Below are 20,190 nucleotides of genomic sequence, written 5' to 3' on the forward strand. Positions count from 1 at the left end.
AATGAACTAATTGGTACATTACGACGCCATGAGGATGTCGATCGCCACGGTCTCGCTGTCCGGCTCGCTGGTCGAGAAGCTGCACGCCTGCGCCGCCGCGGGTTTCGACGGCGTCGAGATCTTCGAACCCGATCTGATCGCCAGCGACCACTCGCCGGAGGAGATCCGCCACCTGGCCCGCAGGCTGGGGCTGAGCCTGGACCTCTACCAACCGCTGCGTGACCTCGAAGGCGTCGACGAGGCGACGTTCACCGACAATCTGCGACGTGCTGCCGCGACGTTTGCCACCGCGCAGCGGCTCGGCATCGACACCGTTCTGGTCTGCAGCAACGTCGCGACCGCCACCGTCGACTCCGACGAGGTCTCGGCGGACCAGTTGCGCCGTATCGGTGATGTCGCGGCCGGCTACGGCATCCGCATCGCGTTCGAGGCGCTGGCCTGGGGTCGGTTCGTCGACGACTATCGCCGCGCGTGGCGCATCGTCGAACTCGCCGACCACCCGAATGTCGGTGTGTGCCTTGACAGTTTCCATGTGCTCTCGCGCGGGCACGACCCGGCCGCCATCGAGGACATCGACGGGGAGAAGATCTTCTACCTGCAGTTGGCCGATGCCCCCGCCCTCACCATGGACGTCCTGTCGTGGAGTCGGCATCACCGGCTGTTCCCCGGTGAGGGGTCTTTCGACCTGCCCGCCTTCGTCCGGCACACGCTGGCTGCCGGATACGGCGGGCCGCTGTCCTTGGAGGTCTTCAACGACACGTTCCGGCAGACCGATCCCGGCCACACCGCGGTCCACGCGCTGCGGTCGCTGTTGTGGCTCGCCGACAGCGTCACCCACGTGTTGACCGAGGCCAAGCCACCCACCGGTTTCGACTTTGTCGAGATCAAGGCCGAGGACACCAGCGAGGTAGAGGTGATGCTGGGCCAGCTCGGCTTCACCCCGCGCGGGCGCCACCGCAGCAAGCCGGTGTCGCTGTGGTCGGCAGGGCAGGCGCGCGTCGTGCTCAACGAGCAGCACGCGCGGGATCAGGTACCGCACGTCGCGGCCGTCGGGCTGCAGGTGCCCGACGCCGGCGCGACCAGCGCCCGGGCTGCCGAGCTGATGGCTCCGGTCGCGTACCGGCGCACGTACGCCACCGAACAACCGCTGGGTGCCGCGGTGGCCCCCGACGGCACCGCGTTCTTCTGGACCTCCGCCGACACCGCGGAGCCCGCCTGGGCGGCCGAATTCGGCGGCGGCATCGACCAGGTGCCGACGCCCGTCCGGGCGATCGACCACGTCAACCTCTCTCAGCCGTGGCAGACCGCCGAAGACGCCGTCCTGTTCCTCACCAGCGTGTTCGGCCTGTCCGCCGACGCTCCCGCCGAGGTGCCCGGTCCGAGCGGTCTGGTCCGCAGCCAGGTCATGCGCAACGCGGACTGTTCGGTGCGGCTGCCGCTCAACGTCGCGCCACACATCCTCGACGGAGCCGACCTGCCTCAGCACGTCGCATTCGCCTGCACCGATGTGGTCGCACTGGCCCGCGCGGCGGCCGCCAACGGACTGCCCTTCCTGCGGGTACCGGACAACTATTACGACTATTTGTCGGGTCGGTTCGGCCTCGACGATGCTGTGGTCGCCGAACTGCGCGAGCTGAACCTGCTCTACGACCGGGCCGGCGCGGGCAGTTTCATCCACGTCTACACACGTACCGTCGGCACGGTGTTCTTCGAGTTCTTACAGCGGGTCGACGGTTACGACGGGTACGGCACCGACAACGCACCGGTCCGCCTTGCCGCCCAGCGCAGCGGCGTCGGTACCGTACTGACGTGACCGCTCGCCGACTGCTCCTGCTCAACGGCCCCAACCTCAACCTGCTGGGCACCCGCCAGCCCGAGGTGTACGGCGCCACCACCCTGCCCGAGATCGAGGCGTCGGTGAGCGCGCTGGCCGCCGAACTCGGCTTCGAGGTACGTGCCGTGCAGAGCAACCACGAAGGCGTCCTCATCGACGCCATCCACGCGGCCCGGGCCGACTGCGCGGGCATCATCATCAACCCGGGCGCCTACAGCCACACGTCGGTGGCCATCCCCGACGCCCTCACCTCGGTCGAATTGCCGGTCGCCGAAGTGCATTTGAGCAACATCCACCGCCGGGAACCGTTCCGGCACCACTCCTACGTGTCGGCAGTCGCCGAGATGGTCATCGCCGGGGCGGGCCCCGCGGGATACGAGTACGCCGTCCGTTACCTCGCCGGCAAGCTGCCATGACGCCACCGCCGGTGCAGCCGCCCATCGTCCGCTACGCGGGCTACCTCGTCGCGGCCGAAGGCGCGCTCGGACTCGCCGCCGCCGTGGTCCTGGTCGTACGTGCGCTGGCCGGCGCCGATCAGCACGTCGTCAGTGGATACGGCACGGCACTGTGGTTCGTCCTCATTGGTGGTGGTGTGCTGGCCGGGGGCTGGGCGTTGATCACCGGCCGCCGCTGGGGCCGTGGCATCGGCGTGTTCGCCAACCTGCTGCTGCTCGGCGTCGCCTGGTACGTGTTCACGTCGCACCAGGTGGGGTACGGCATCGCCGTCGGGGTGCTGGCTCTCGTCACATTGGGCATGCTGCTCAGCCCGTCGGCCGTGCACTGGTCGTCCGGCCGGCAGTAGACCGACGCCTGCTACGTCGCCGCCTGGCCGTCGCCGAGTCGGTCGAGCTGTGCCGCCGCGGCGGCGGTGGCCGGGGTGTAGACGACGATGTTGAGGTCCGGCTGGTCGGCCGGGATGAGCCGGTGGTACTCCAGTTCGATCTCGCCGGTCACCGCGTGATCGAAACGCCGGATCCGGGTCTGGAAGCCCTCGATGGTGTGATCGTCCCAAATGCGGTCGAACTCCGGGCTTTTCGCGCGCAGCCGGGCCAGCAGGCGCCCGACCGCGGCGTCGTCGAGCCGCGCGCCGTTCTGCATGCGGAACTCTGACACGAAGCGCCGGCTCTCCACCTCCCAGTCGGGCATCAGCAATTTGATCGACGGATCGGTGAACACAAGCGACAACAGATTCCGATCTTCGTCCGGCACCGTGCGCACCCGCGGATACAGCGCCGCGTAGGCGCGATTCCATGCGGTGATCTCCCAATCCGGGTCGAGCGCGAAGGCGGGGGACCGGCCGAACGCCTCCAGGAGCCGGTGCACGTGGTCGGGTGGCTCACCCGGCGGTGCCGTACCGCCCGGCGAAAACCCGGCCAGCGACAGCAGATACGTCTGATCGGCGGGGGAGAGCGCGAGTGTCTGCCCGATGGCGTCGAGCACTTGCCGCGACGGGTTGATGTCGCGACCCTGCTCGAGCCAGGTGTACCAGGTGACGCTGATCGACGACAGGAACGCCACCTCCTCACGGCGTAACCCGTTGGCGCGGCCGCGGATCGGTGGTAGACCGTGCACTGAGCGGGCCACCGATTCCCGGCGCATACGCAGGAACCCACCGAGCTCTGCGCGCGCGGCCTGGTTGGGCATCGTTCAATGGTAAAACTGGTAGTCGCAGTACTAGTGCCAGGACCGTCTTCGCCTGTCGCCCATGGTCCACAACCATGGGCATCATGCCCGAATTGAGATCCAGGACCATCACCCACGGCCGCAATATGGCGGGTGCGCGTGCCTTGCTGCGCGCTGCAGGCGTCTCCGCCGCCGACTTCGGCAAGCCGATCGTGGCCGTGGCCAACAGCTTCACCGAGTTCGTGCCCGGCCACACCCATCTGCAGCCCGTGGGGCGCATCGTGTGCGAGGCGATCGGCGCGGCGGGCGGCATCGCCCGCGAGTTCAACACGATCGCGGTCGACGACGGTATCGCGATGGGCCACGGGGGCATGCTCTACTCGCTGCCGTCGCGCGACCTGATCGCAGATTCGATCGAGTACATGGTCAACGCGCACCGCGCCGACGCGCTCGTGTGTATCTCCAACTGCGACAAGATCACTCCCGGCATGTTGATGGCGGCGCTGCGCCTCGACATTCCCACCGTCTTCGTCTCGGGCGGTCCGATGGAGGGCGGCACAGCCACGCTGGTCGACGGAACGGTGCGCAGTGGCCTGCACCTCATATCTGCCATGGCCGATGCGGTCGCCCCCGACATCTCCGACGCCGACCTGCAGCGCGTCGAGTCCGCGGCGTGTCCGACCTGCGGATCGTGCTCGGGCATGTTCACCGCGAACTCGATGAACTGTCTCACCGAGGCGATCGGACTGGCCCTGCCGGGGAACGGGACGACACTGGCGACCCACACCGCGCGCCGGCGGCTCTACGAAGACGCAGGCGCGACGGTGGTCGAACTGGCGAGGCGCTACTACGAGGAGGACGACGAGCGCGTGCTGCCGCGCAATATCGCCTCTGCCGCGGCATTTTCCAATGCCATGGTGGTCGACATCGCCATGGGTGGTTCGACCAACACGATCCTCCATCTGCTCGCAGCGGCGCGGGAAGCCGAGGTGGACTTCGACCTCACCGACATCGAGTCCCTGTCGACGCGGATTCCGTGTATCTGCAAGGTCGCACCCAACGGCAGGTATCTGATGGAGGACGTGCACCGCGCCGGTGGTATCCCCGCGGTGATGGGTGAGCTGCGGCGCGCGGGTCTGCTCGACACCGAAGTGCATGCCATACACGCCGATTCGCTCGCCGCGTGGCTCGATGAGTGGGATCCGAGGTCGCCGACGGTCTCGGCCGAGGCGGTCGACCTGTTCTACGCCGCGCCCGGTGGCGTGCGTTCGAGTTCGGCATTCTCCCAGTCCCGCCGTTGGGAGAGCCTCGACCTGGATGCGGAGGCCGGCTGTATCCGCGATGTCGCCCATGCGTATTCCGCGGACGGCGGCCTGGCGATCCTGCGCGGGAACCTCGCCGAGGACGGATGCGTGGTCAAGACCGCCGGGGTCGACGACTCGATCCTGCGCTTCAGCGGACCCGCGGTGGTCGTGGAATCGCAGGAGGAGGCGCAGGACGTCATCCTGACCGGCAGGGTGCGGCCCGGTGACGTCCTGGTGGTGCGATACGAGGGGCCGCGCGGTGGCCCGGGGATGCAGGAAATGCTCTATCCCACTTCGTATCTCAAGGGCGTCGGGCTTGCCAAGGTGTGTGCGCTGATCACCGACGGACGGTTCTCCGGCGGATCGTCGGGGCTGTCCATCGGGCACATCTCGCCCGAGGCCGCGGCCGGTGGCCTCATCGCTCTGGTGCAGGACGGGGACCGCATCGACATCGACATCCCGGCTCGCCGCATCGAATTGCAAGTCGACGCTGCCGAACTCGATGCCCGCCGCCATCGACTGGAGCAGGGCGGTGGGTATTGGCCCAAGCACCGCGACCGGGAGGTGTCGCCGGCATTGCGGGCCTACGCCGCGATGGCCCTCTCGGCGGATCAGGGGGCGGTGCGCGACGTGTCGTTGATCGAAGCTGCGAGTCGGGCCGGCGCCCCGGCCCGACTCGCAGCGACGGGAGCGCCTACAACGCAATGTTGACGGCTTTGGTCTGGGTGTAGAGGCCGATCGCCGCTGCACCCAGTTCCCGGCCCCACCCGGACTGCTTGTATCCGCCGAACGGCATCGCCGTGTCGAAGCCGTTGTACTGATTGATCCACACCGAGCCTGCCTGCAGTTGCCGGGCCAGCCGATGAGCCCGCGAGAGGTCACGCGTCCAGATCCCTGCCGCCAGTCCGTAGATCGAGTCGTTGGCCGCGGCGGCGATGTCGTCGTCGGCCCGGAACGGCATGGCAGCCACCACCGGGCCGAAGATCTCTTCGGAGACCACGCTGAATTCGGGTTGTACATCGACGAATACGGTCGGCTCGACGTAGAAACCCGTGTCGCCCCATCGCTTTCCACCACACAGGGCGCGCGCCCCGTCTGCCAGACCGGCGGCCAGGTAGCCGGTGACCTTGTCGAACTGGCTCTGTGAGATCAGCGGTCCGAGCTGGGTCACGGGATCGAGGCCGTGGCCGATGGTGACGCGTGACGCGGCGTCGGCCACCGCTGCGGTGAACTCGTCGAATATCTGGTCCTCGACGAACAACCGCGTTCCGGCGACACAACACTGGCCGTGGTTGAACAACCAGGCGTTGAGTGAACCGGTCACCGCAGCGTCGAGATCGGCGTCGGCGAACACGATGTTGGGGCTCTTGCCGCCCAGCTCCAGCGACACCTTCTTGAGGTTGCCGCCGGCGGCAGCCAACACCCGTTTGCCGACCTCGGTGGAACCCGTGAACGCGATCTTGTCCACGCCGTCGTGTGCGGCCAGCGCGGCGCCTGCGTCACCGAACCCCGTCACAACGTTCACCACGCCGGGCGGGAAACCGGCTTCGATGAAGAGCTCGCCCAGCAGAACTGCCGAAAGTGGGGTTTGCTCGGCGGGTTTGAGCACGACGGTGTTGCCTGCCGCCAGTGCCGGGGCGAGCTTCCAGGCAGCCATCAGGATCGGGAAGTTCCACGGCACGATGAGGCCGCAGACGCCGACGGGCTCACGCAGTGTGTACGCGTGGAACTGGCCGCCCGCAACGAAGGGCATGGAGACGTCGACCGTCGTGCCCTCGATCTTCGTGCACCAGCCGGCGTAGTAGCGGAAGACGTCGGCGGCCCAGGCCACGTCGACCGCCGCCGCGACCGTGGCGGATTTGCCGTTGTCGAGCGCCTCCAGCTGGCCGATCTGTTCGGCGCGTTCGGAGAGCAGATCACCGACCCGCCACAGGAGGCGCTCGCGTTCATTGGGTTTCAGGTTGGGCCACACATCGAAAGCGCGGCGGGCAGATCGCACGGCCCGGTCGATATCCTGCGCGTCTGCCCGGGCGACGTCGGCGAGCCACCGTCCGGTACCGGGGTCTTCGGTCGAGAACGTTCGGCCGGAGCCGGAGTCGACCCACTGGCCGTCGATCAGCAGGCGCTTCGGACCGTCGAGGAAGCGGGCGACCGCGGGCAGAACGGCATGGCCGGCAACGGTCATGGGATCGGTTGTCGTGGATGGCATGGTCTTGCCTCAGTTCTCGGCGCGGTAGTGCCGGCCCACCGCATCCAGTCGGTCGAGGGTGTGCTGCAGCGGTAGGACATTGAAGGTCTCGTCGAGTTGGTTGCAGGCGGCGTCGAAGACGCCTTCGACGCGCGGCTCCCCGGTGGAGATGCCGCTGACCGCCGCGGTGTAGCCACGTTCGAGGAAGGCCTGGGGATGATGGACCACCAGCACGGTGTCGCCGATCGCGGGCATCGGCTCGCCCGGGCCGAATACCCCGTGGGCATCCACCATTTGGTTGTAGAGGTAAGGAATCCGGCAACCGCGAGCGGTGTCGAGATCGGTGCCTGCGGCCGCCGCCATGGGTTCGGGGTCATAGAGGTCGGAGACGAAGCTGAAGACGCCACCGGTCGTGTAGACATTGTCACCCCAGAAGTGGCTGACTTCGCTGACCACGACTTGCGCCGGCCGTTCGGCCATGTCCTGCTTGGCGTGGAAACCGCCCGAGCCGGCGAGTGACACGCCGGGCTCCACCTCGGTGACGCCGTAGCTCGCCAGCACCGGAAACGTCCCGACGTTGGCGTTGCCGCCGACGTTGAGATGCAGATCCCGCAGACCGAGCTCACGCTCCAGCAGTTCCTTGGCCCGCAGCATCGTGAAGAATGCCTCGGTCGGTTTCACCACCGAAGGATCGCCGGTCTCCCCGTAGCTGATGGCCGAAAACTGGGTCAAGCCGGCGACTTCCACGTTCGGCAGGTCCAGCAGCGGCCGGATGCCGGCAACACACGTATCCTCGGTCCACCCGCCGACCAGGCCGCTGAACGCGCCGTCGTCGACCCCGACAATCGGCGTTCCCGTCGACGCCTGGTTGGTCACTCTGACATAGAGTCGCTGCGTGATTCCGAGCCGCGATGCGGCCGCGGACACCCGCTGGGCGGCTTCGTAGGTGTAGACGGTGATGAACTCGGGGCGCATGGCGACCACGGCGGGCACCTGGGCAGCCGGGATGTTCTGGATGTGGCCGACGTTGCCGAGCGGGAAGCCGTAGCGGTGAATCCGATGTGCCTGAAGCGTTTCCACCGCACACGTGGACGGGATGCCGCACTCCAGCATCACCTTGGTCATGAACGGGTTCAGGCCGTTCTGCTTGGTCATGGCGTACACCCGCAGCCCGTGCTTGTCAGCGGCCGCGGCCGTACGCCGGGCATTGGCGGCGATCATGTCCAAGTCGATCAGTTGCGTCGCCGACGGAACCGCCCCTGCTCGGTGCAGCTCGATGGCCGCGGCGAGCATGGCTGGGTTGAGTTCGAAGGCGCGGTCGAGAAGTGTGCTCATATCTAGCTTTCGGTGTAGTAGGCGGCCAGTTCCGGAAGTGACATGGCCGGGGGATTGTCGAGGTCGAGTCCTGTGCAGCTGCGCAGACGGTCCTTGAACCACCGGTCGAACGGACGTGACGATGCGCTCATCCTCTGCACGGCCACCGAGAAGTCGACGGATTCCAGGTACGCCACCAGGATGTCGTCATCGCCGGATCGGGCGATGAACCATGCCTCCTTGCCGACTTCGAGTTCGCGTTGTGATTCGGCGTAGGCCTGCGCGCGAGGTCCGGCCAGTTCAGCCAGGAACTCCTTGGTGGCCGGGGTCTGTTCGGCGAGGATCGGGAGGTGCAGGAGCGTGGGGGACATAGGGTTTCCTTTTCACTTGGAGGGGGTGGAGACGGTGGTTGTGGTGTCGCCGTCGGGTACGGGGTCTCGGTGGCCGAAGTCGGCGTAGTCGGCCGGCCGTGCGCGACGCATGTAGTACGCGCCCAGCAGGCCGAGCCCGAAGGCCACGGGTAACAGCACCCAGAGATGGTTCATCAGGTTCGACGTCGCACCTGTCAGCGCCGGGAAGTGCCAGATGGACAGGCCGATGCCGGTTGCGAGGAGTACGGCCGCGGCGGTGGGTGCGATGGTGGTGCGCCACAGTTCGCGGTCGGCCCGGTGTGCGAAGAACCCGACCACCGCGCAGCTGGCAAGCCCTTGCAGGCACAGCATTCCCAACGCGCCGAGGCCGAGGAAGCCGGCGGCGATGTCCTCCACGTCGAGGCGGGTGAGCGCCATGATGACAAGGACCGCGCCCGCGAATCCCAGCTGAGTCCGGCTCGCGACGTGTGGTGAACCGTGTCGCCGGTGTACCCGGGCGAGCGTGCGGGGCAAGGCACCGTCGCGGGCCAGCGCGAACATGTAGCGGGCCGTGGCGTTGTGAAAGGCGAGCAGCGCGGCGAACAGACTGGTGCATACCAGCAGATGCATGATGTGGTCGGATATTCCGCCGACGTACAGGCTGTTGGCCTTGAAAACGAAGTCTGAATCCTCTTGTGCCGCTTGGACTGCGCCGTCGGCCCCGAACGCCGCGATCAGCGACCACGTGGTGAGCACGTAGAACCCCGTGATGAGCGCCAGCGCGATGTAGGTTGCTCTCGGGATGGTGCGACGTGGTTCGCGTGCCTCCTCGCCGTAGATCGCGGTGGCTTCGAAGCCGGTGAACGACGAGAAGGCGTAGACGATGCTCACCCCGATCGTTGCGGTGAACACCGAGCTCGGTGTGAACGATTCCAAGGGGAATGCGCCGGGGCCGTTCTTGACCAGGACCATCACGTCGAGCAACCCGAGGATGACGAACTCGGCCGCCAGTAGGACACCGAGCACTTTGGCGCTGAACTCGATCCGGAAGTAGGAGAGCGTCACGAGCACCAGGTAGGCCAGCAATGACCAGACCTGCCAGGGCAGTTCGATACCCAAGTCGGCTGACGCGGCGCCCTGGGTCGAGATGCCGACGAATGCGATCAGCGCGACGACGTAGGCGTTGTAACAGATCAACGCGATCATGGCCGCCCCCATACCGAAGGCACGGCCCAGCCCTCGCGTGATGTACACGTAGAAGGCGCCGGCGCTGACCACGTGGCGGCTCATCGCCACGTATCCCACGGCGAACAGCGCGAGGGTCACGCCCGCGATGACGTAGATGCCCGGGGTCCCGATGCCGTTGCCGTGGCCGATGGATGCGCCGGCCCCGACGAACATCGCTCCGAGCGGGGATGCTGCCGCCACGACCATGAAAACGATTGCCCCTGTGCCGATCTGGCCGGATCGCAGAGTTGGGGGAGGATTGCCGTCCGAGGAAGCCATACTGGCCAACTTTCTTGGGTGATGAAAGGGTCTGCGGCCCAGGCGCTGTCGAGGCCGCGGGCCGGAGAGGACGCCGCATCGGCGGCTCACAGCAGCGTATAAGTCATCAGACAACCTGACAAGAGGAGCCTCGTGATTGGGTCAACATCGAGGCGCCCGGGGTTGGCTGGCTCACGCGCCGGGTCCGGGTGGTTGCGGCCAGACACGTCAGACAAGCTGATAGCGTTTCGCCATGGCAGAGCTTCGGAGGTTCTCGCTCGTAGAGCAGGCGGCAGACCAGATCGCGGCGCGTATCACGGCGGGCGAATGGGAAATCGGAGCCAAGTTGCCCGCCGAGTCAGCGCTGGCCGCCGAGCTCGGGATCGGCAGATCCACGGTGCGCGAGGCGGTCAAGGAGCTGCGAGGTCGGGGACTGGTCGAGGCCCGGCAGGGCTCAGGCGTATTCGTCATCGCACTCGAGCGATCCGAGGAATGGGATGCGATACTGCGCCGGGCCGACATCGACGACGTCCTCGAAGTGCGGGAGGCCATCGAGGTGAAGGCCGCTGAGTTGGCCGCCGGCCGTAGGGATTCCAGGGATCTCAGCCGGCTGAAGGCAACGCTGAAGAGCCGAGCCGATGCCGAGGGTGGCCGATCGGATGACAAGCTGGTGGATGCCGACATCGAGTTCCACCGCGCGATCGTGCGCGCCGCGCACAATCCGGTGCTGTCCGAACTCTTCGAATCGTTTGCGCCGCGCATCCGGGCGGCGATGCTGGACATGCTGGGTATGTCCCCCGACGACCGGCACCGCCATGACCAGGACGCGCATTCGCAGATCATGGAGGCGATCCGCCAGCGCGACCCGGTCAGGGCCGCGGCAGTCATGCTGGGGCAGCTGGAATCCGACCGCCGGGGTAACGAACAAGCGGCCACGCCGGCCGACTGATACCGGTGTTGCCGCCGTATGCACGGCGGCAACACCGAACCCGGCTAGCCTTGGGCGGCAAGCACATCCGGGCGGTGATGCAACCACGGCCGGACACGCTCAAAAGCCGCCGCGGCTCGCAGCACCGCGGCGTCGGCCCGTAGGCCACCGACGATCTGCAGCCCGACGGGCATTCCCGCGGCGGTGAATCCGGCGGGCACCGAGATCGCCGGATTGGTCGTCATGTTGAACGGGTAGGTCAGCAGCCAGCCCATGAGCTGGTGCGGCAGTGGCGCATTCGACAAACTCTCGGGACAGAACTGGTCGGCGGCGAACGTGGGTTGGGTGGTGACCGGCGTGACAAGGTAGTCGAAGTCCCGCATGAACGCCGTCATCTGGTCCACCATGCGACCGCGTGCGGCGTCGGCTCGCTGGATATCGCGTGCGCCCAGACGTGCGCCCGCCGTCATCACTTCGATGAGTTGTTCGTCGACGCGGCCTTTCTCTGCATCCCAGTCGGCAGCGTCGAGCATCGACGAATACACCGGCGCCCAGACGCCTTCCCACATGACCTGTTCGGGATTGTCCCAGCCCGGATCGGCTTCTTCGACAACGCAACCCAGTTCGGCGAATGCCGAGACCGCGCTGCGGCAGATGTCACTGATCTCGGGGTCGACGGTGGCATATCCCAGACCTGGCGACCAGGCGATGCGCGCACCTTCGATGCCCTGGTTCAGCGCCGCAACGTAGTCGACGCCGTCCGACGGCAGCGAGAGTGGATCGGCCGGGTCGAATCCCGCCATGGCGTTGAGCATCAGCGCGGTGTCGGCCACCGTGCGGGTGATCGGGCCGTGGTAGGCGAAAGTGTGAAACCTTCCGGCGAGCCGCGTCTGCGGGATCCGGCCCAGCGCCGGTTTGAACCCGACAACGCCGTTGATGGCAGCCGGAATGCGTACCGATCCACCGCCGTCGGTGCCCTGCGCGAGCTGGCCGATGCCCGCTGCGACAGCTGCGCCCGCACCACTGCTCGACCCGCCCGCGGTCATGCCGTGCTGCCAGGGGTTGTGCGTCGTGCCGTAGAGATGGTTGGAGGAGTTGGCCTTGTACCCGCCCTCCGCCGGATTGGTCTTGCCGAGAAACAGACCGCCCGCCGACTTCAACCGCGCGGCGACCGGTTCGTCGTGCTCGGACACGGCATCCTTGAACGCGACGATGCCGGAGGTCGCAGGCGTGCCTGCCACGGCGCACACTTCTTTGAGGCTGAACGGGATGCCGTGCAGCGGCGAGACGTGTTGTCCGCCCGCGAGCTGCTCGGTGAGCACCCTTGCATCGGCCATCACCTGGTCGGGGTCGTGGTAGACGAACGCGTTGAGCTTCGGATTGACGTCGGACAGCCGTCGCAGCACGGCCTCGGCGACGTCGAGCGGCGTGACTTCGCGCGCGGCGATCCTGCTGGACAACTCGACCGCAGGCATCCAGCACAGATCTTCGTAATCGGACATGGCCCTCACTTTCCACGGGTTGCTTGAAGCAGGCCTGCCCGATGAAGCCTACAACTTATCAGACAACCTGATAAGTCCCACGGGTGCGAAACCGCCCCGCGGCGATGGGAGGGACCCGTCGAGCGGTCGGGGCCGAAGCCGTCAGCCGTGCTCGCGAGCCAGCGCGGTGAGCTCCGGGCCAGACACGCGGTAGGTGGTCCATTCGGTCTGCGGTTTGCCGCCGACGGCGTCGTACAGCGCGATCGCGTTGACGTTCCAGTTCAACACCGCCCAGGTGAGCCGGGAGTACCCGTTGTCCACGCATTCGGCGGCCAAGGTGGCCAACAACTTTCGGGCCAGACCGCGGCGCCGGAACGCGGGCCGTACATAGAGGTCTTCCAGGTAGATCCCCGCGACCCCGTCCCAGGTGGAGAAGTTCAGGAACCACACCGCGGTGGCAGCCATTTCGCCATCGATCTCGACGATGTGCCCGTAGGCCACCGGCTTCTCGCCGAAAAGCGCGGTGTGCAACTGGGTTTCGGTAACAGTGCACTCGTCGAGCGCCTTCTCGAACTCGGCGAGCTCGCGGACCATCGCGGCAATCTCGATCTCATCGCCGGGCCGGACCCGTCGGATCACTTCGGTCATGTTGCCCCCAGTCCTCTCAGGATGGTCCGGAATTTGGTGGTGGTCTCGTCGACCTCGTCGTCGGGGTCCGATTCGGCGATGATGCCGCCGCCGGCGTGGGCCAGGGCTTCCCGGCGGTCCGCGGACAGCACCGCGCACCGGATCGACACCACCCAGCGACCGTCGCCGTCGGCGTCGCACCAACCCACCGCCCCCGCGTAGAACCCGCGGTCGCCTTCCAACTCGCCGATGAGCGCGGCGGCCGTGTCGGTGGGAACCCCGCCCACGGCGGGGGTGGGGTGCAGGGCGAGTGCGAGATCGATTGCGGTGATGTCTTTTCCGCGTAACCGTCCGCGCATCGGGGTGCTCAGGTGCCACAGGGCGTCGGTGGCGTGCAATTCGGGTTCGGCGGCGATCTGCAGGTCCACGCACAGCGGATCGAGGGCCTTGCGCATGACGTCGACGACCAGTTGGTGCTCGTGGCGATTCTTCGCCGAGGCGGCCAGCGCGTCCGCGTTGGCGCGGTCGGTGCCCGGATCGGCTGACCGTGGCGCCGAACCGGCGAACGGCTGGCAGATCACCGTGTCGCCCTGGCGGGCGACGAGCAGTTCGGGGCTGGCTCCCACCAGGACGGTTCCGGTGTAGCGCGGGCCCGCGGGCGACAGGTCCGCGAGGTACACGGTCGCGGCCGGATCGGCGTCGGCCAGCTTGCGCAGCACGATGCGCGGGTCCCACGCGCCGTCCGCGGTGAGCTGCAGCGCCCGGGCCAGCACCACCTTGTCCAGTGCTGCGGCCGGATCCCGCAACCGCGCCATCGCCTCGGCCACCCGGTCGCGATGCACCGCACTGGCGGGCAGTGTCTGCCGCGACGTCACCGAAGGCGTCGGTCCGGCCGGCCAATCGGGCAGCGCCTCGGCGCGGTGGACCGTCATCGGTTCGTGCAGAGCGGCCGGCTGTGTTGTGTCAAATGGCAAGGCGCCCACAACGATCGACGCTGCGCCGGATCGCAGTGCGGATTGGGCGTCGGGAATCCGCGGATATCCGGTCCGCACACCCTCGGTGATCAGCGCCCCAGACGGGCCGGCCAGCACAAATCCTGGGGTCATTGTGGCGGCAGGCACGGATTGGTATGGCCGGTCAGCCCGAGGGCGGTGATCTGCCGTACCCCGTGTTCGAAACCGCACACCGCGATCGACGCCGCCACCATCGAGAACCGGATGCCCTCTGCCAGCGGGAGCTCCACCCAGCGGGTCAAGATTGCCCGGGAGAAATGACCGTGCCCGACGAACACCACGTCCCGGGTTTCCAGGTATCCCAGCGCCAGCTCGATCGCCTGGTCGGCGCGGGCGCTGACATCGGCCACGCTCTCGCCGCCGGGGCAGCCATGCGTCCACACCAGCCAATCGGGCACGGTCTCACGGATCTGGCTGGTGGTGGTCCCCTCGTAGTCGCCGTAGTCCCATTCGGCGATCAGCGGGGAGACCTCGTCGACGGTCAGGCCGGCGAGCTGGGCGGTGACCTGCGCGCGGTGCCGGGGGCTGCTGATCACCATCGGGTTCTCCAGCTGCAGGTCGGCCAGCGCCTCGGCGGCCAGCTTGGCCTGCTCTCGGCCGGTGTCGGTGAGATCGAGATCCGTGCGGCCGGTATGCCGGCCTGACTTGGACCATTCGGTCTCGCCATGACGAAGCAACACAAGGCGATGCTGCACGACGCTCACACGGCGATTCTGCCGCACGTCCGGCGGAGGCCGTCGGGTGCGTGCTTGGATGAAGGTGTGACGCGGGTATTAGCGGTCGCCAATCAAAAGGGTGGGGTAGCGAAGACGACGACAGTGGCGTCGTTGGGAGCGGCGATGGTCGAACTCGGTCAGCGTGTGCTGCTGGTCGACCTGGACCCGCAGGGGTGTTTGACGTTCTCGTTGGGCCAGGACCCCGACAAGCTGCCGGTCTCGGTGCACGAGGTGCTGCTCGGTGAGGTCGAGCCGGGTGCGGCGCTGGTGCAGACCGATGAAGGTATGACGTTGCTGCCTGCCAACATCGACCTGGCGGGTGCCGAGGCCATGTTGTTGATGCGGGCCGGCCGCGAATATGCGCTCAAACGGGCGCTGGCCAAGGTCGCCGACCAGTTTGACGTGGTGATCATCGACTGTCCGCCGTCGCTGGGCGTGCTGACCCTCAACGGGCTGACCGCCGCCGGCGAGGTGATCGTGCCGCTGCAGTGTGAGACGCTGGCGCACCGCGGCGTCGGGCAGTTTCTGCGCACCATCGCCGATGTCCAGCAGATCACCAACTCCGATCTCACCCTGCTGGGCGCGCTGCCCACGCTCTACGATTCGCGCACCACCCACAGCCGCGACGTGCTGCTCGACGTGGCCGACCGCTATCAGTTGCCGGTACTCGCACCGCCGATTCCGCGCACGGTGCGCTTCGCCGAGGCCACCGCGTCGGGTGCATCGGTGCTGGCCGGGCGTAAGAACAAGGGCGCAGAGGCCTACCGGGAGTTGGCCGAGGCCCTGCGCAAGTACTGGAAGTCCGGGAAAGCGATGGCCACCTTCACTCCAGAGGTGGTGTAGCCGGACCTCATGGCGCGAGTGCTCGCGGCCGCGACGGCCACCGATCAGGGCCCGGTCCGGGTCAGTAACCAGGACGCGGTGCTGGTCGAGGGAGCGCTCTACGCGATCGCCGACGGCTTCGGCGCGCTCGGGGACCAGGCCAGCCGGCTGGCCCTCGACACCTTGCGGGCGGGATTTCTGGCCGCACCCGACCGCGACGGGCTCTTGGCCGCGGTGCGCCGGGCCAACGAACAGGTGTGCGCGCGCGTCGCCTCGGACGGTGCGAGCTCGGGCTGCACGCTGACCGCGGTCGCGATGTTCGACGACGAACAGGGCGGCCCGATGGTCGTCAACATCGGCGATTCACCCCTGTACCGCATCCGCGACGGCCGCATGGAACAGCTCACGGCCGACCACAGCGTTGCCGGAGAGTTGGTGCAAGCAGGGGAGATCACCCGCGAGGAGGCCCGGTTCCACCCCCACCGCCATCTGCTGACCCGCGCGCTGGGTATCGGGACGGTGATCCGGGTCGATGTCGCCGACCTCGAGTGCCGGCCCGGCGATCGCCTGCTGATCAGCAGTGACGGACTGTTCGCCGCGGCAGACGAGGCCGCCATCGCGGACGCGGCCAGTGCGGCAGAGCCCGAGACGGCGGTCCGGCAGCTGATCGAGGTGGCCAACAACGCCGGGGGCAGCGACAACACCAGCGTCATCGTGATCGACCTGGGCTGACCCGACGGATCGTTACGCCGCGCCGAGCGCGACGAGTTGATCGCCGCGCTGCTCCAGCAACGTCGATCCGGCCACCGCGGGCACCACCGGCTCGGCACTCGGCTGGCGGGTCAGCGCGATGTGTCGTTCCCCTGCTCCTGTGCCCGGATCGAACACGTCGTAGCCGTCGCTGACCGGGACCAGCAGGCGTCCGGCCATCTCGGTGGCAGGACCGACCGGGGTGGCCGTGCCCGCCGGGCTGACGGTGTACTTGTAGCGCAGCCCGTTGGCGTCGAACACGAGCACCGAATTGCCCGTCCACCAGGTGACCAGGTCACCGGCGCGGCTGGCCGTGGCCTGCGGGCTCGGCGGGCCGGGGAGCAGGGTGCTGGCGATGGTCGCGCCGTTGCGGTCGATGATGTTGACCGTCGGCTTCGGCGTCGGGACGTAGATCGCCGTGGTGGTATCTGCGACGGCGATGACCTGGGCGCCCGAATCGTCGGCCACCCCCGGCAGTTCCACGTTCCGGGTGTCGGGCTGGTCCTCCTCGTCGGCGGGCCGCAGCAGGGTCAGCCGCAGGTCTGCCCGCTTGGGGCAGGATTCCAGGACCGACACCGCCGACGAGCTGGCCGCCGCCGACACCAGCCGGCATACCGGCGAGGCGGGCACATCGGGTTTGATGCGGGCATCGAGCGACCCGTAGGACAACATCCGGACCATGTCCGAACGCCACATCTCCAGGCGGCTGTCCCCGGCCGAGAGCACCGTGGTGCCGTCGGAGGACAGGCGCACGTCAGGGTCGGAGTAGCTGCTGCGGGCAGGCCCACGGCGGCCGGTCTTGCCGTCGATGGTGCTCACCTGCCCACAACCGCGGCTGTCCGGATATGCCGCGACCGCGTACTGATACACCGAGGTCACGCCGCACAACTCGAGGTCGCGGGCGTAGCTCCACAGCGTTGCGCCGGTCACCGGGTCACGTCCGGTGACGGTGTGCCCTTCGCCGGTGACCACAGACCCGCCGGCGATCACCGGCACCGTGGTCTTGGGACTCGGGGCGGCCCACAACTGCTGTAGCCCGGCGGGTACCTCGCGGGCCGAGGTGAGATAGGGGACCGGCGACGCGGCGGGACGACTGACCGTCGCCCGCTCGTCGCTGGTCCACCAGATCAGGGCGGCGACGACGGCGACGACCACAACGATCGCGGCAGCCGCCACCATGTCGCCACGGGTGCGACGTTCCGGTTTGAGCATAGGTGGCGCGTGTCAGCTAGCCGGCGCTGGCGGCTTCGGTCTTGCGGGGGCGGCGCCGCCGGCGTCGCCGGGCCGCGGCCGGGGCATCGCCGTTGTCGGATTCCGCCACCGGGGCGTCGACGGGCTCCGCGGTCGTCTCGGCCGCGCTGGTCACCGCCTCGGGATGCCCGGTCGCCGGCTGGCCGGCACGGGTCCGGCGCCGCGTGCGGGTCCTGGCGGGCCGCTCCGCGGTGGAATCCGCCGACGAGATGCGCTTTTCCGACTTGTCGCTCTTGTCGCCGCGCTTGGCGGCCGTGCGCCGCGGGCTGCCCACGATGCCGGTGGCATCGGTCGGGATGCCGAGCTCCTCATAGATGTGGGGTGAGCTGGAATAGGTCTCGGCAGGATCGGGGCAGCCGAGGTTCAGCGCCTTGTCGATCATTCCCCAGCGGTCCAGCTCGTCCCAGTCCACCAGCGTGATCGCGACACCGGTCTTGCCGGCACGGCCGGTGCGCCCGATGCGGTGCACGTAGGCCTGCTCGTCCTCTGGGCACTGGTAATTGATGACGTGCGTGACGTCGTCGATGTCGATGCCGCGTGCCGCCACATCGGTGGCGACCAGCACGTCGACCGCGCCGGTGCGGAACGATTTCAGGGCCTTTTCCCGGGCACCCTGGCCGAGGTCGCCGTGCACGGCGTCCACCTTGAACCCGCGCTCGGCGAGTTCGTCGGACACCTTCTGCGCGGTGCGCTTGGTGCGCGTGAAGATCATCGTCGCGCCGCGCCCGGCGGACTGCAGGATGCGGCTCACCAACTCGGACTTGTCCAGCGCGTGGGCCCGGTAGGCGAACTGTTCGGTGGTGTCGTGCGTCGCCGCCGAGTGCGGGGCCTCGGCGCGGATGTGGGTCGGCTGGTTCATGAACGTGCGGGCCAGCGTGATGATCGGATCGGGCATGGTCGCCGAGAACAGCATCGACTGGCGATCGTCGGGAGTCAGCCGCAAGATGCGCTCGATATCGGGCAGGAAGCCCAGGTCCAGCATTTCGTCGGCCTCGTCGAGGACCAGCACTGACAGGCCGCCGAGCTGCAGATGGCCCTGCTGAGCCAGGTCGAGCAGCCGGCCCGGGGTGCCGACGACCACGTCGACGCCCTTGCGCAGGGCCTCGATCTGCGGTTCGTAGGGGCGCCCGCCGTAGATGGACGTCACGGTGAACGGGCGCTCGGAGGCCGTCCCGGTGTCCGCGGTCAAGTACTTCGCCGCTGCGGCCAGGTCGTCGTAGACCTGCAGGCACAGCTCACGGGTTGGCACGACGACCAGGGCACGCGGTGCGCCGGTCAGCGGGCGGGTCTGGTCGCCCGCCACCCGATGCAGCAGGGGTACGCCGAATGCGAATGTCTTGCCCATACCGGTACGGGCCTGGCCGATCAGATCGCTGCCCGCGAGCGCGAGCGGCAGGGTCAGTTCCTGGATGGCAAACGGATGCACGATGCCGTTCTCGGCCAGAGCACGCACGATTTCGTCGCGCACGCCGAGTTCGGCAAATGTTTTGTTGAGATGCGTCATGGTTGGTGGAGGTAGCCTTTCACTGTCAAACCTCATGGGGCGTCCACGCGCGCACGAGTTTCGACAATGACACGGCCGGTTCGCCCGGTACAGGCGGCGGTGCCGATCCGCGGGGCCCAGCGCTACGGGGCGGGCCAACTGCGTGCACGCACATTTCTTCGGTAGCGGCCTGGGCGGCTCGCAAGCGGGCTTTCCAGCCGCTGCAGATCCTGTTACCAGATGCCATTGTAGCTGGTCGGGGTCGCTGGGCCGATTTGCCGGGAAGTCGGCGGGCCCGGCGGAGTCTAAAGTTGGCCCCATGACATCGCCGCAACCCGCCGCAGAACAGATCGCCGAACCGGCTGTCCCGGCCGTCTCGGCCGACCATCCAGGGGTCGATGAATTGTTCGCGGTGCTGGCCTACGGCGAGGTCGCGGCGTTCTACCGGCTGACCGAAGAGGCGCGCATGGCGCCCGATCTGCGCGGCCGCATCAACATGGCAAGCATGGCCGCCGCAGAGATGGGGCACTACGAGACACTGCGAGATGCGTTGGAGCGCAGGGGAGTTGACGTTGTCGCGGCGATGACGAAGTACGCCTCGGCGCTGGAGAACTACCACCGCATGACCACCCCGAGCACCTGGCTGGAAGCTCTGGTGAAGACCTATATCGGCGATGCGCTCGCCGCCGACTTCTACTTGGAGATCGCCGACTCGTTACCGGAGGAGATCGCCTCGGTGGTGCGCTCGGTGCTCTCGGAGACCGGGCACTCGCAGTTCGTCGTCGCCGAGGTGCAGGCCGCGGTGAGCGACAGTGTCCGGCAGCGGCACCGGCTCGCGCTGTGGGCGCGCCGGCTGCTCGGCGAGGCCGTCACCCAGGCCCAGTTCGTGCTGGCCGACCACGACGAGCTGGTCGATCTGGTGATGTCCAGCGGGGAAGGCCTGACCCAGCTCGCCGAGTTCTTCAACCGGCTGCAGCACACGCATCACTCCCGCATGCAGGAGCTGGGCCTGGCCTGACCT

Annotated in this window: 19 protein-coding genes; 8 read left to right on the forward strand and 11 right to left on the reverse strand. The window is 67.9% G+C overall.

All coding sequences use genetic code 11. The features are described 5' to 3' along the window. Positions 1-28: 28 nt before the first annotated feature. The 3 genes from RMCB_RS29930 to RMCB_RS29940 are packed head-to-tail and all read left to right on the forward strand — an operon-like array spanning position 29 to position 2,636. The gene (locus RMCB_RS29930; RefSeq protein ID WP_062831635.1) at positions 29-1,813 is read left to right on the forward strand and encodes a bifunctional sugar phosphate isomerase/epimerase/4-hydroxyphenylpyruvate dioxygenase family protein; all 1,785 of its coding nucleotides are present in this window, start codon (positions 29-31) and stop codon (positions 1,811-1,813) included. Further along, the gene (gene aroQ / locus RMCB_RS29935) at positions 1,810-2,250 is read left to right on the forward strand and encodes a type II 3-dehydroquinate dehydratase (RefSeq protein WP_029373603.1); all 441 of its coding nucleotides are present in this window, start codon (positions 1,810-1,812) and stop codon (positions 2,248-2,250) included. The genes RMCB_RS29930 and aroQ overlap by 4 nt, the downstream gene beginning before the upstream one ends. Further along, on the forward strand, positions 2,247-2,636 hold the full coding sequence (locus RMCB_RS29940; RefSeq protein WP_062831636.1) for a hypothetical protein: 390 nt from the start codon (positions 2,247-2,249) through the stop codon (positions 2,634-2,636). The genes aroQ and RMCB_RS29940 overlap by 4 nt, the downstream gene beginning before the upstream one ends. Positions 2,637-2,647: 11 nt before the next feature. On the opposite strand, the gene RMCB_RS29945 is transcribed toward RMCB_RS29940, so the two are convergent. After that, positions 2,648-3,478 carry a helix-turn-helix transcriptional regulator gene (locus RMCB_RS29945; RefSeq protein ID WP_062831637.1) on the reverse strand — a complete coding sequence of 277 codons (831 nt, stop codon included), beginning with the start codon at positions 3,476-3,478 and terminating at the stop codon, positions 2,648-2,650. A gap of 83 nt (positions 3,479-3,561) precedes the next feature. Here RMCB_RS29945 and ilvD point away from each other — a divergent pair, with 83 nt between their 5' ends. Then, on the forward strand, positions 3,562-5,472 hold the full coding sequence (ilvD, locus tag RMCB_RS29950) for a dihydroxy-acid dehydratase (RefSeq protein ID WP_062831692.1): 1,911 nt from the start codon (positions 3,562-3,564) through the stop codon (positions 5,470-5,472). On the opposite strand, the gene RMCB_RS29955 is transcribed toward ilvD, so the two are convergent. From RMCB_RS29955 to RMCB_RS29970, 4 genes are read right to left on the reverse strand one after another with little or no spacing between them, the layout of a single operon-like run. Then, positions 5,456-6,946, reverse strand: a complete 1,491-nt coding sequence (locus RMCB_RS29955) for an aldehyde dehydrogenase family protein (RefSeq protein WP_062831638.1) — start codon at positions 6,944-6,946, stop codon at positions 5,456-5,458. The two genes, ilvD and RMCB_RS29955, sit on opposite strands and share 17 nt — an antisense overlap. A 33-nt stretch (positions 6,947-6,979) precedes the next feature. Further along, complete coding sequence (locus RMCB_RS29960; protein WP_062831639.1) at positions 6,980-8,284, reverse strand: alanine racemase; 1,305 nt, start codon at positions 8,282-8,284, stop codon at positions 6,980-6,982. Positions 8,285-8,286: 2 nt separating this feature from the next. Further along, positions 8,287-8,634 carry a hypothetical protein gene (locus RMCB_RS29965; protein ID WP_029373597.1) on the reverse strand — a complete coding sequence of 116 codons (348 nt, stop codon included), beginning with the start codon at positions 8,632-8,634 and terminating at the stop codon, positions 8,287-8,289. 12 nt (positions 8,635-8,646) lie between these two features. After that, positions 8,647-10,119, reverse strand: a complete 1,473-nt coding sequence (locus RMCB_RS29970; RefSeq protein ID WP_062831640.1) for an APC family permease — start codon at positions 10,117-10,119, stop codon at positions 8,647-8,649. A 232-nt stretch (positions 10,120-10,351) separates the two neighbouring features. Here RMCB_RS29970 and RMCB_RS29975 point away from each other — a divergent pair, with 232 nt between their 5' ends. Beyond that, positions 10,352-11,047, forward strand: coding sequence for a FadR/GntR family transcriptional regulator (locus RMCB_RS29975; RefSeq protein WP_062831641.1), 696 nt, complete (start codon positions 10,352-10,354; stop codon positions 11,045-11,047). A gap of 44 nt (positions 11,048-11,091) precedes the next feature. Here RMCB_RS29975 and RMCB_RS29980 read toward each other — a convergent pair whose 3' ends face one another. From RMCB_RS29980 to RMCB_RS29995, 4 genes are all read right to left on the reverse strand, one after another. Continuing rightward, positions 11,092-12,528, reverse strand: coding sequence for an amidase (locus RMCB_RS29980; RefSeq protein WP_062831642.1), 1,437 nt, complete (start codon positions 12,526-12,528; stop codon positions 11,092-11,094). Positions 12,529-12,669: 141 nt separating this feature from the next. After that, on the reverse strand, positions 12,670-13,155 hold the full coding sequence (locus tag RMCB_RS29985; protein ID WP_062831643.1) for a GNAT family N-acetyltransferase: 486 nt from the start codon (positions 13,153-13,155) through the stop codon (positions 12,670-12,672). Continuing rightward, complete coding sequence (locus RMCB_RS29990; protein ID WP_062831644.1) at positions 13,152-14,240, reverse strand: isochorismate synthase; 1,089 nt, start codon at positions 14,238-14,240, stop codon at positions 13,152-13,154. The genes RMCB_RS29985 and RMCB_RS29990 overlap by 4 nt, the downstream gene beginning before the upstream one ends. Then, on the reverse strand, positions 14,237-14,851 hold the full coding sequence (locus tag RMCB_RS29995; protein ID WP_062831645.1) for an acid phosphatase: 615 nt from the start codon (positions 14,849-14,851) through the stop codon (positions 14,237-14,239). Before RMCB_RS29995 ends, RMCB_RS29990 begins: the two co-directional genes overlap by 4 nt. A 57-nt stretch (positions 14,852-14,908) precedes the next feature. On the opposite strand from RMCB_RS29995, the gene RMCB_RS30000 reads away from it, so the two are divergent. Together RMCB_RS30000 and RMCB_RS30005 are read left to right on the forward strand one after the other, a co-directional pair. Beyond that, entirely contained in the window at positions 14,909-15,706 is a 798-nt protein-coding gene (locus RMCB_RS30000; protein ID WP_029373590.1) for a ParA family protein, read from the forward strand. 9 nt (positions 15,707-15,715) lie between these two features. Then, positions 15,716-16,417 (forward strand): PP2C family protein-serine/threonine phosphatase, encoded by a 702-nt coding sequence (locus RMCB_RS30005; RefSeq protein WP_029373589.1) that lies wholly within the window; start codon positions 15,716-15,718, stop codon positions 16,415-16,417. A gap of 12 nt (positions 16,418-16,429) precedes the next feature. On the opposite strand, the gene RMCB_RS30010 is transcribed toward RMCB_RS30005, so the two are convergent. Together RMCB_RS30010 and RMCB_RS30015 are read right to left on the reverse strand one after the other, a co-directional pair. Next, positions 16,430-17,647 carry an Rv3212 family protein gene (locus RMCB_RS30010; protein WP_062831646.1) on the reverse strand — a complete coding sequence of 406 codons (1,218 nt, stop codon included), beginning with the start codon at positions 17,645-17,647 and terminating at the stop codon, positions 16,430-16,432. Positions 17,648-17,663: 16 nt separating this feature from the next. After that, on the reverse strand, positions 17,664-19,190 hold the full coding sequence (locus RMCB_RS30015; protein WP_029373587.1) for a DEAD/DEAH box helicase: 1,527 nt from the start codon (positions 19,188-19,190) through the stop codon (positions 17,664-17,666). Between the two features lie 298 nt (positions 19,191-19,488). Here RMCB_RS30015 and RMCB_RS30020 point away from each other — a divergent pair, with 298 nt between their 5' ends. Continuing rightward, on the forward strand, positions 19,489-20,187 hold the full coding sequence (locus RMCB_RS30020) for a ferritin-like fold-containing protein (protein ID WP_029373586.1): 699 nt from the start codon (positions 19,489-19,491) through the stop codon (positions 20,185-20,187). The last annotated feature ends 3 nt before the right edge of the window (positions 20,188-20,190 follow it).

Origin of the sequence: Mycolicibacterium brisbanense (genome assembly GCF_001570425.1) — a bacterium.
Taxonomy (GTDB): Bacteria; Actinomycetota; Actinomycetes; order Mycobacteriales; family Mycobacteriaceae; genus Mycobacterium; species Mycobacterium brisbanense.

Bases quoted from the DNA above. Each gene is read 5' to 3' on its own strand.
- RMCB_RS29930 (WP_062831635.1), top strand. From the start codon at position 29: ATGAGGATGTCGATCGCCACGGTCTCGCTGTCCGGCTCGCTGGTCGAG.
- RMCB_RS29940 (WP_062831636.1), top strand. From the start codon at position 2,247: ATGACGCCACCGCCGGTGCAGCCGCCCATCGTCCGCTACGCGGGCTAC.
- RMCB_RS29945 (WP_062831637.1), bottom strand. From the start codon at position 3,478: ATGCCCAACCAGGCCGCGCGCGCAGAGCTCGGTGGGTTCCTGCGTATG.
- ilvD (WP_062831692.1), top strand. From the start codon at position 3,562: ATGCCCGAATTGAGATCCAGGACCATCACCCACGGCCGCAATATGGCG.
- RMCB_RS29955 (WP_062831638.1), bottom strand. From the start codon at position 6,946: ATGACCGTTGCCGGCCATGCCGTTCTGCCCGCGGTCGCCCGCTTCCTC.
- RMCB_RS29960 (WP_062831639.1), bottom strand. From the start codon at position 8,284: ATGAGCACACTTCTCGACCGCGCCTTCGAACTCAACCCAGCCATGCTC.
- RMCB_RS29965 (WP_029373597.1), bottom strand. From the start codon at position 8,634: ATGTCCCCCACGCTCCTGCACCTCCCGATCCTCGCCGAACAGACCCCG.
- RMCB_RS29970 (WP_062831640.1), bottom strand. From the start codon at position 10,119: ATGGCTTCCTCGGACGGCAATCCTCCCCCAACTCTGCGATCCGGCCAG.
- RMCB_RS29975 (WP_062831641.1), top strand. From the start codon at position 10,352: ATGGCAGAGCTTCGGAGGTTCTCGCTCGTAGAGCAGGCGGCAGACCAG.
- RMCB_RS29980 (WP_062831642.1), bottom strand. From the start codon at position 12,528: ATGTCCGATTACGAAGATCTGTGCTGGATGCCTGCGGTCGAGTTGTCC.
- RMCB_RS29985 (WP_062831643.1), bottom strand. From the start codon at position 13,155: ATGACCGAAGTGATCCGACGGGTCCGGCCCGGCGATGAGATCGAGATT.
- RMCB_RS29990 (WP_062831644.1), bottom strand. From the start codon at position 14,240: ATGACCCCAGGATTTGTGCTGGCCGGCCCGTCTGGGGCGCTGATCACC.
- RMCB_RS30005 (WP_029373589.1), top strand. From the start codon at position 15,716: ATGGCGCGAGTGCTCGCGGCCGCGACGGCCACCGATCAGGGCCCGGTC.
- RMCB_RS30010 (WP_062831646.1), bottom strand. From the start codon at position 17,647: ATGCTCAAACCGGAACGTCGCACCCGTGGCGACATGGTGGCGGCTGCC.
- RMCB_RS30015 (WP_029373587.1), bottom strand. From the start codon at position 19,190: ATGACGCATCTCAACAAAACATTTGCCGAACTCGGCGTGCGCGACGAA.
- RMCB_RS30020 (WP_029373586.1), top strand. From the start codon at position 19,489: ATGACATCGCCGCAACCCGCCGCAGAACAGATCGCCGAACCGGCTGTC.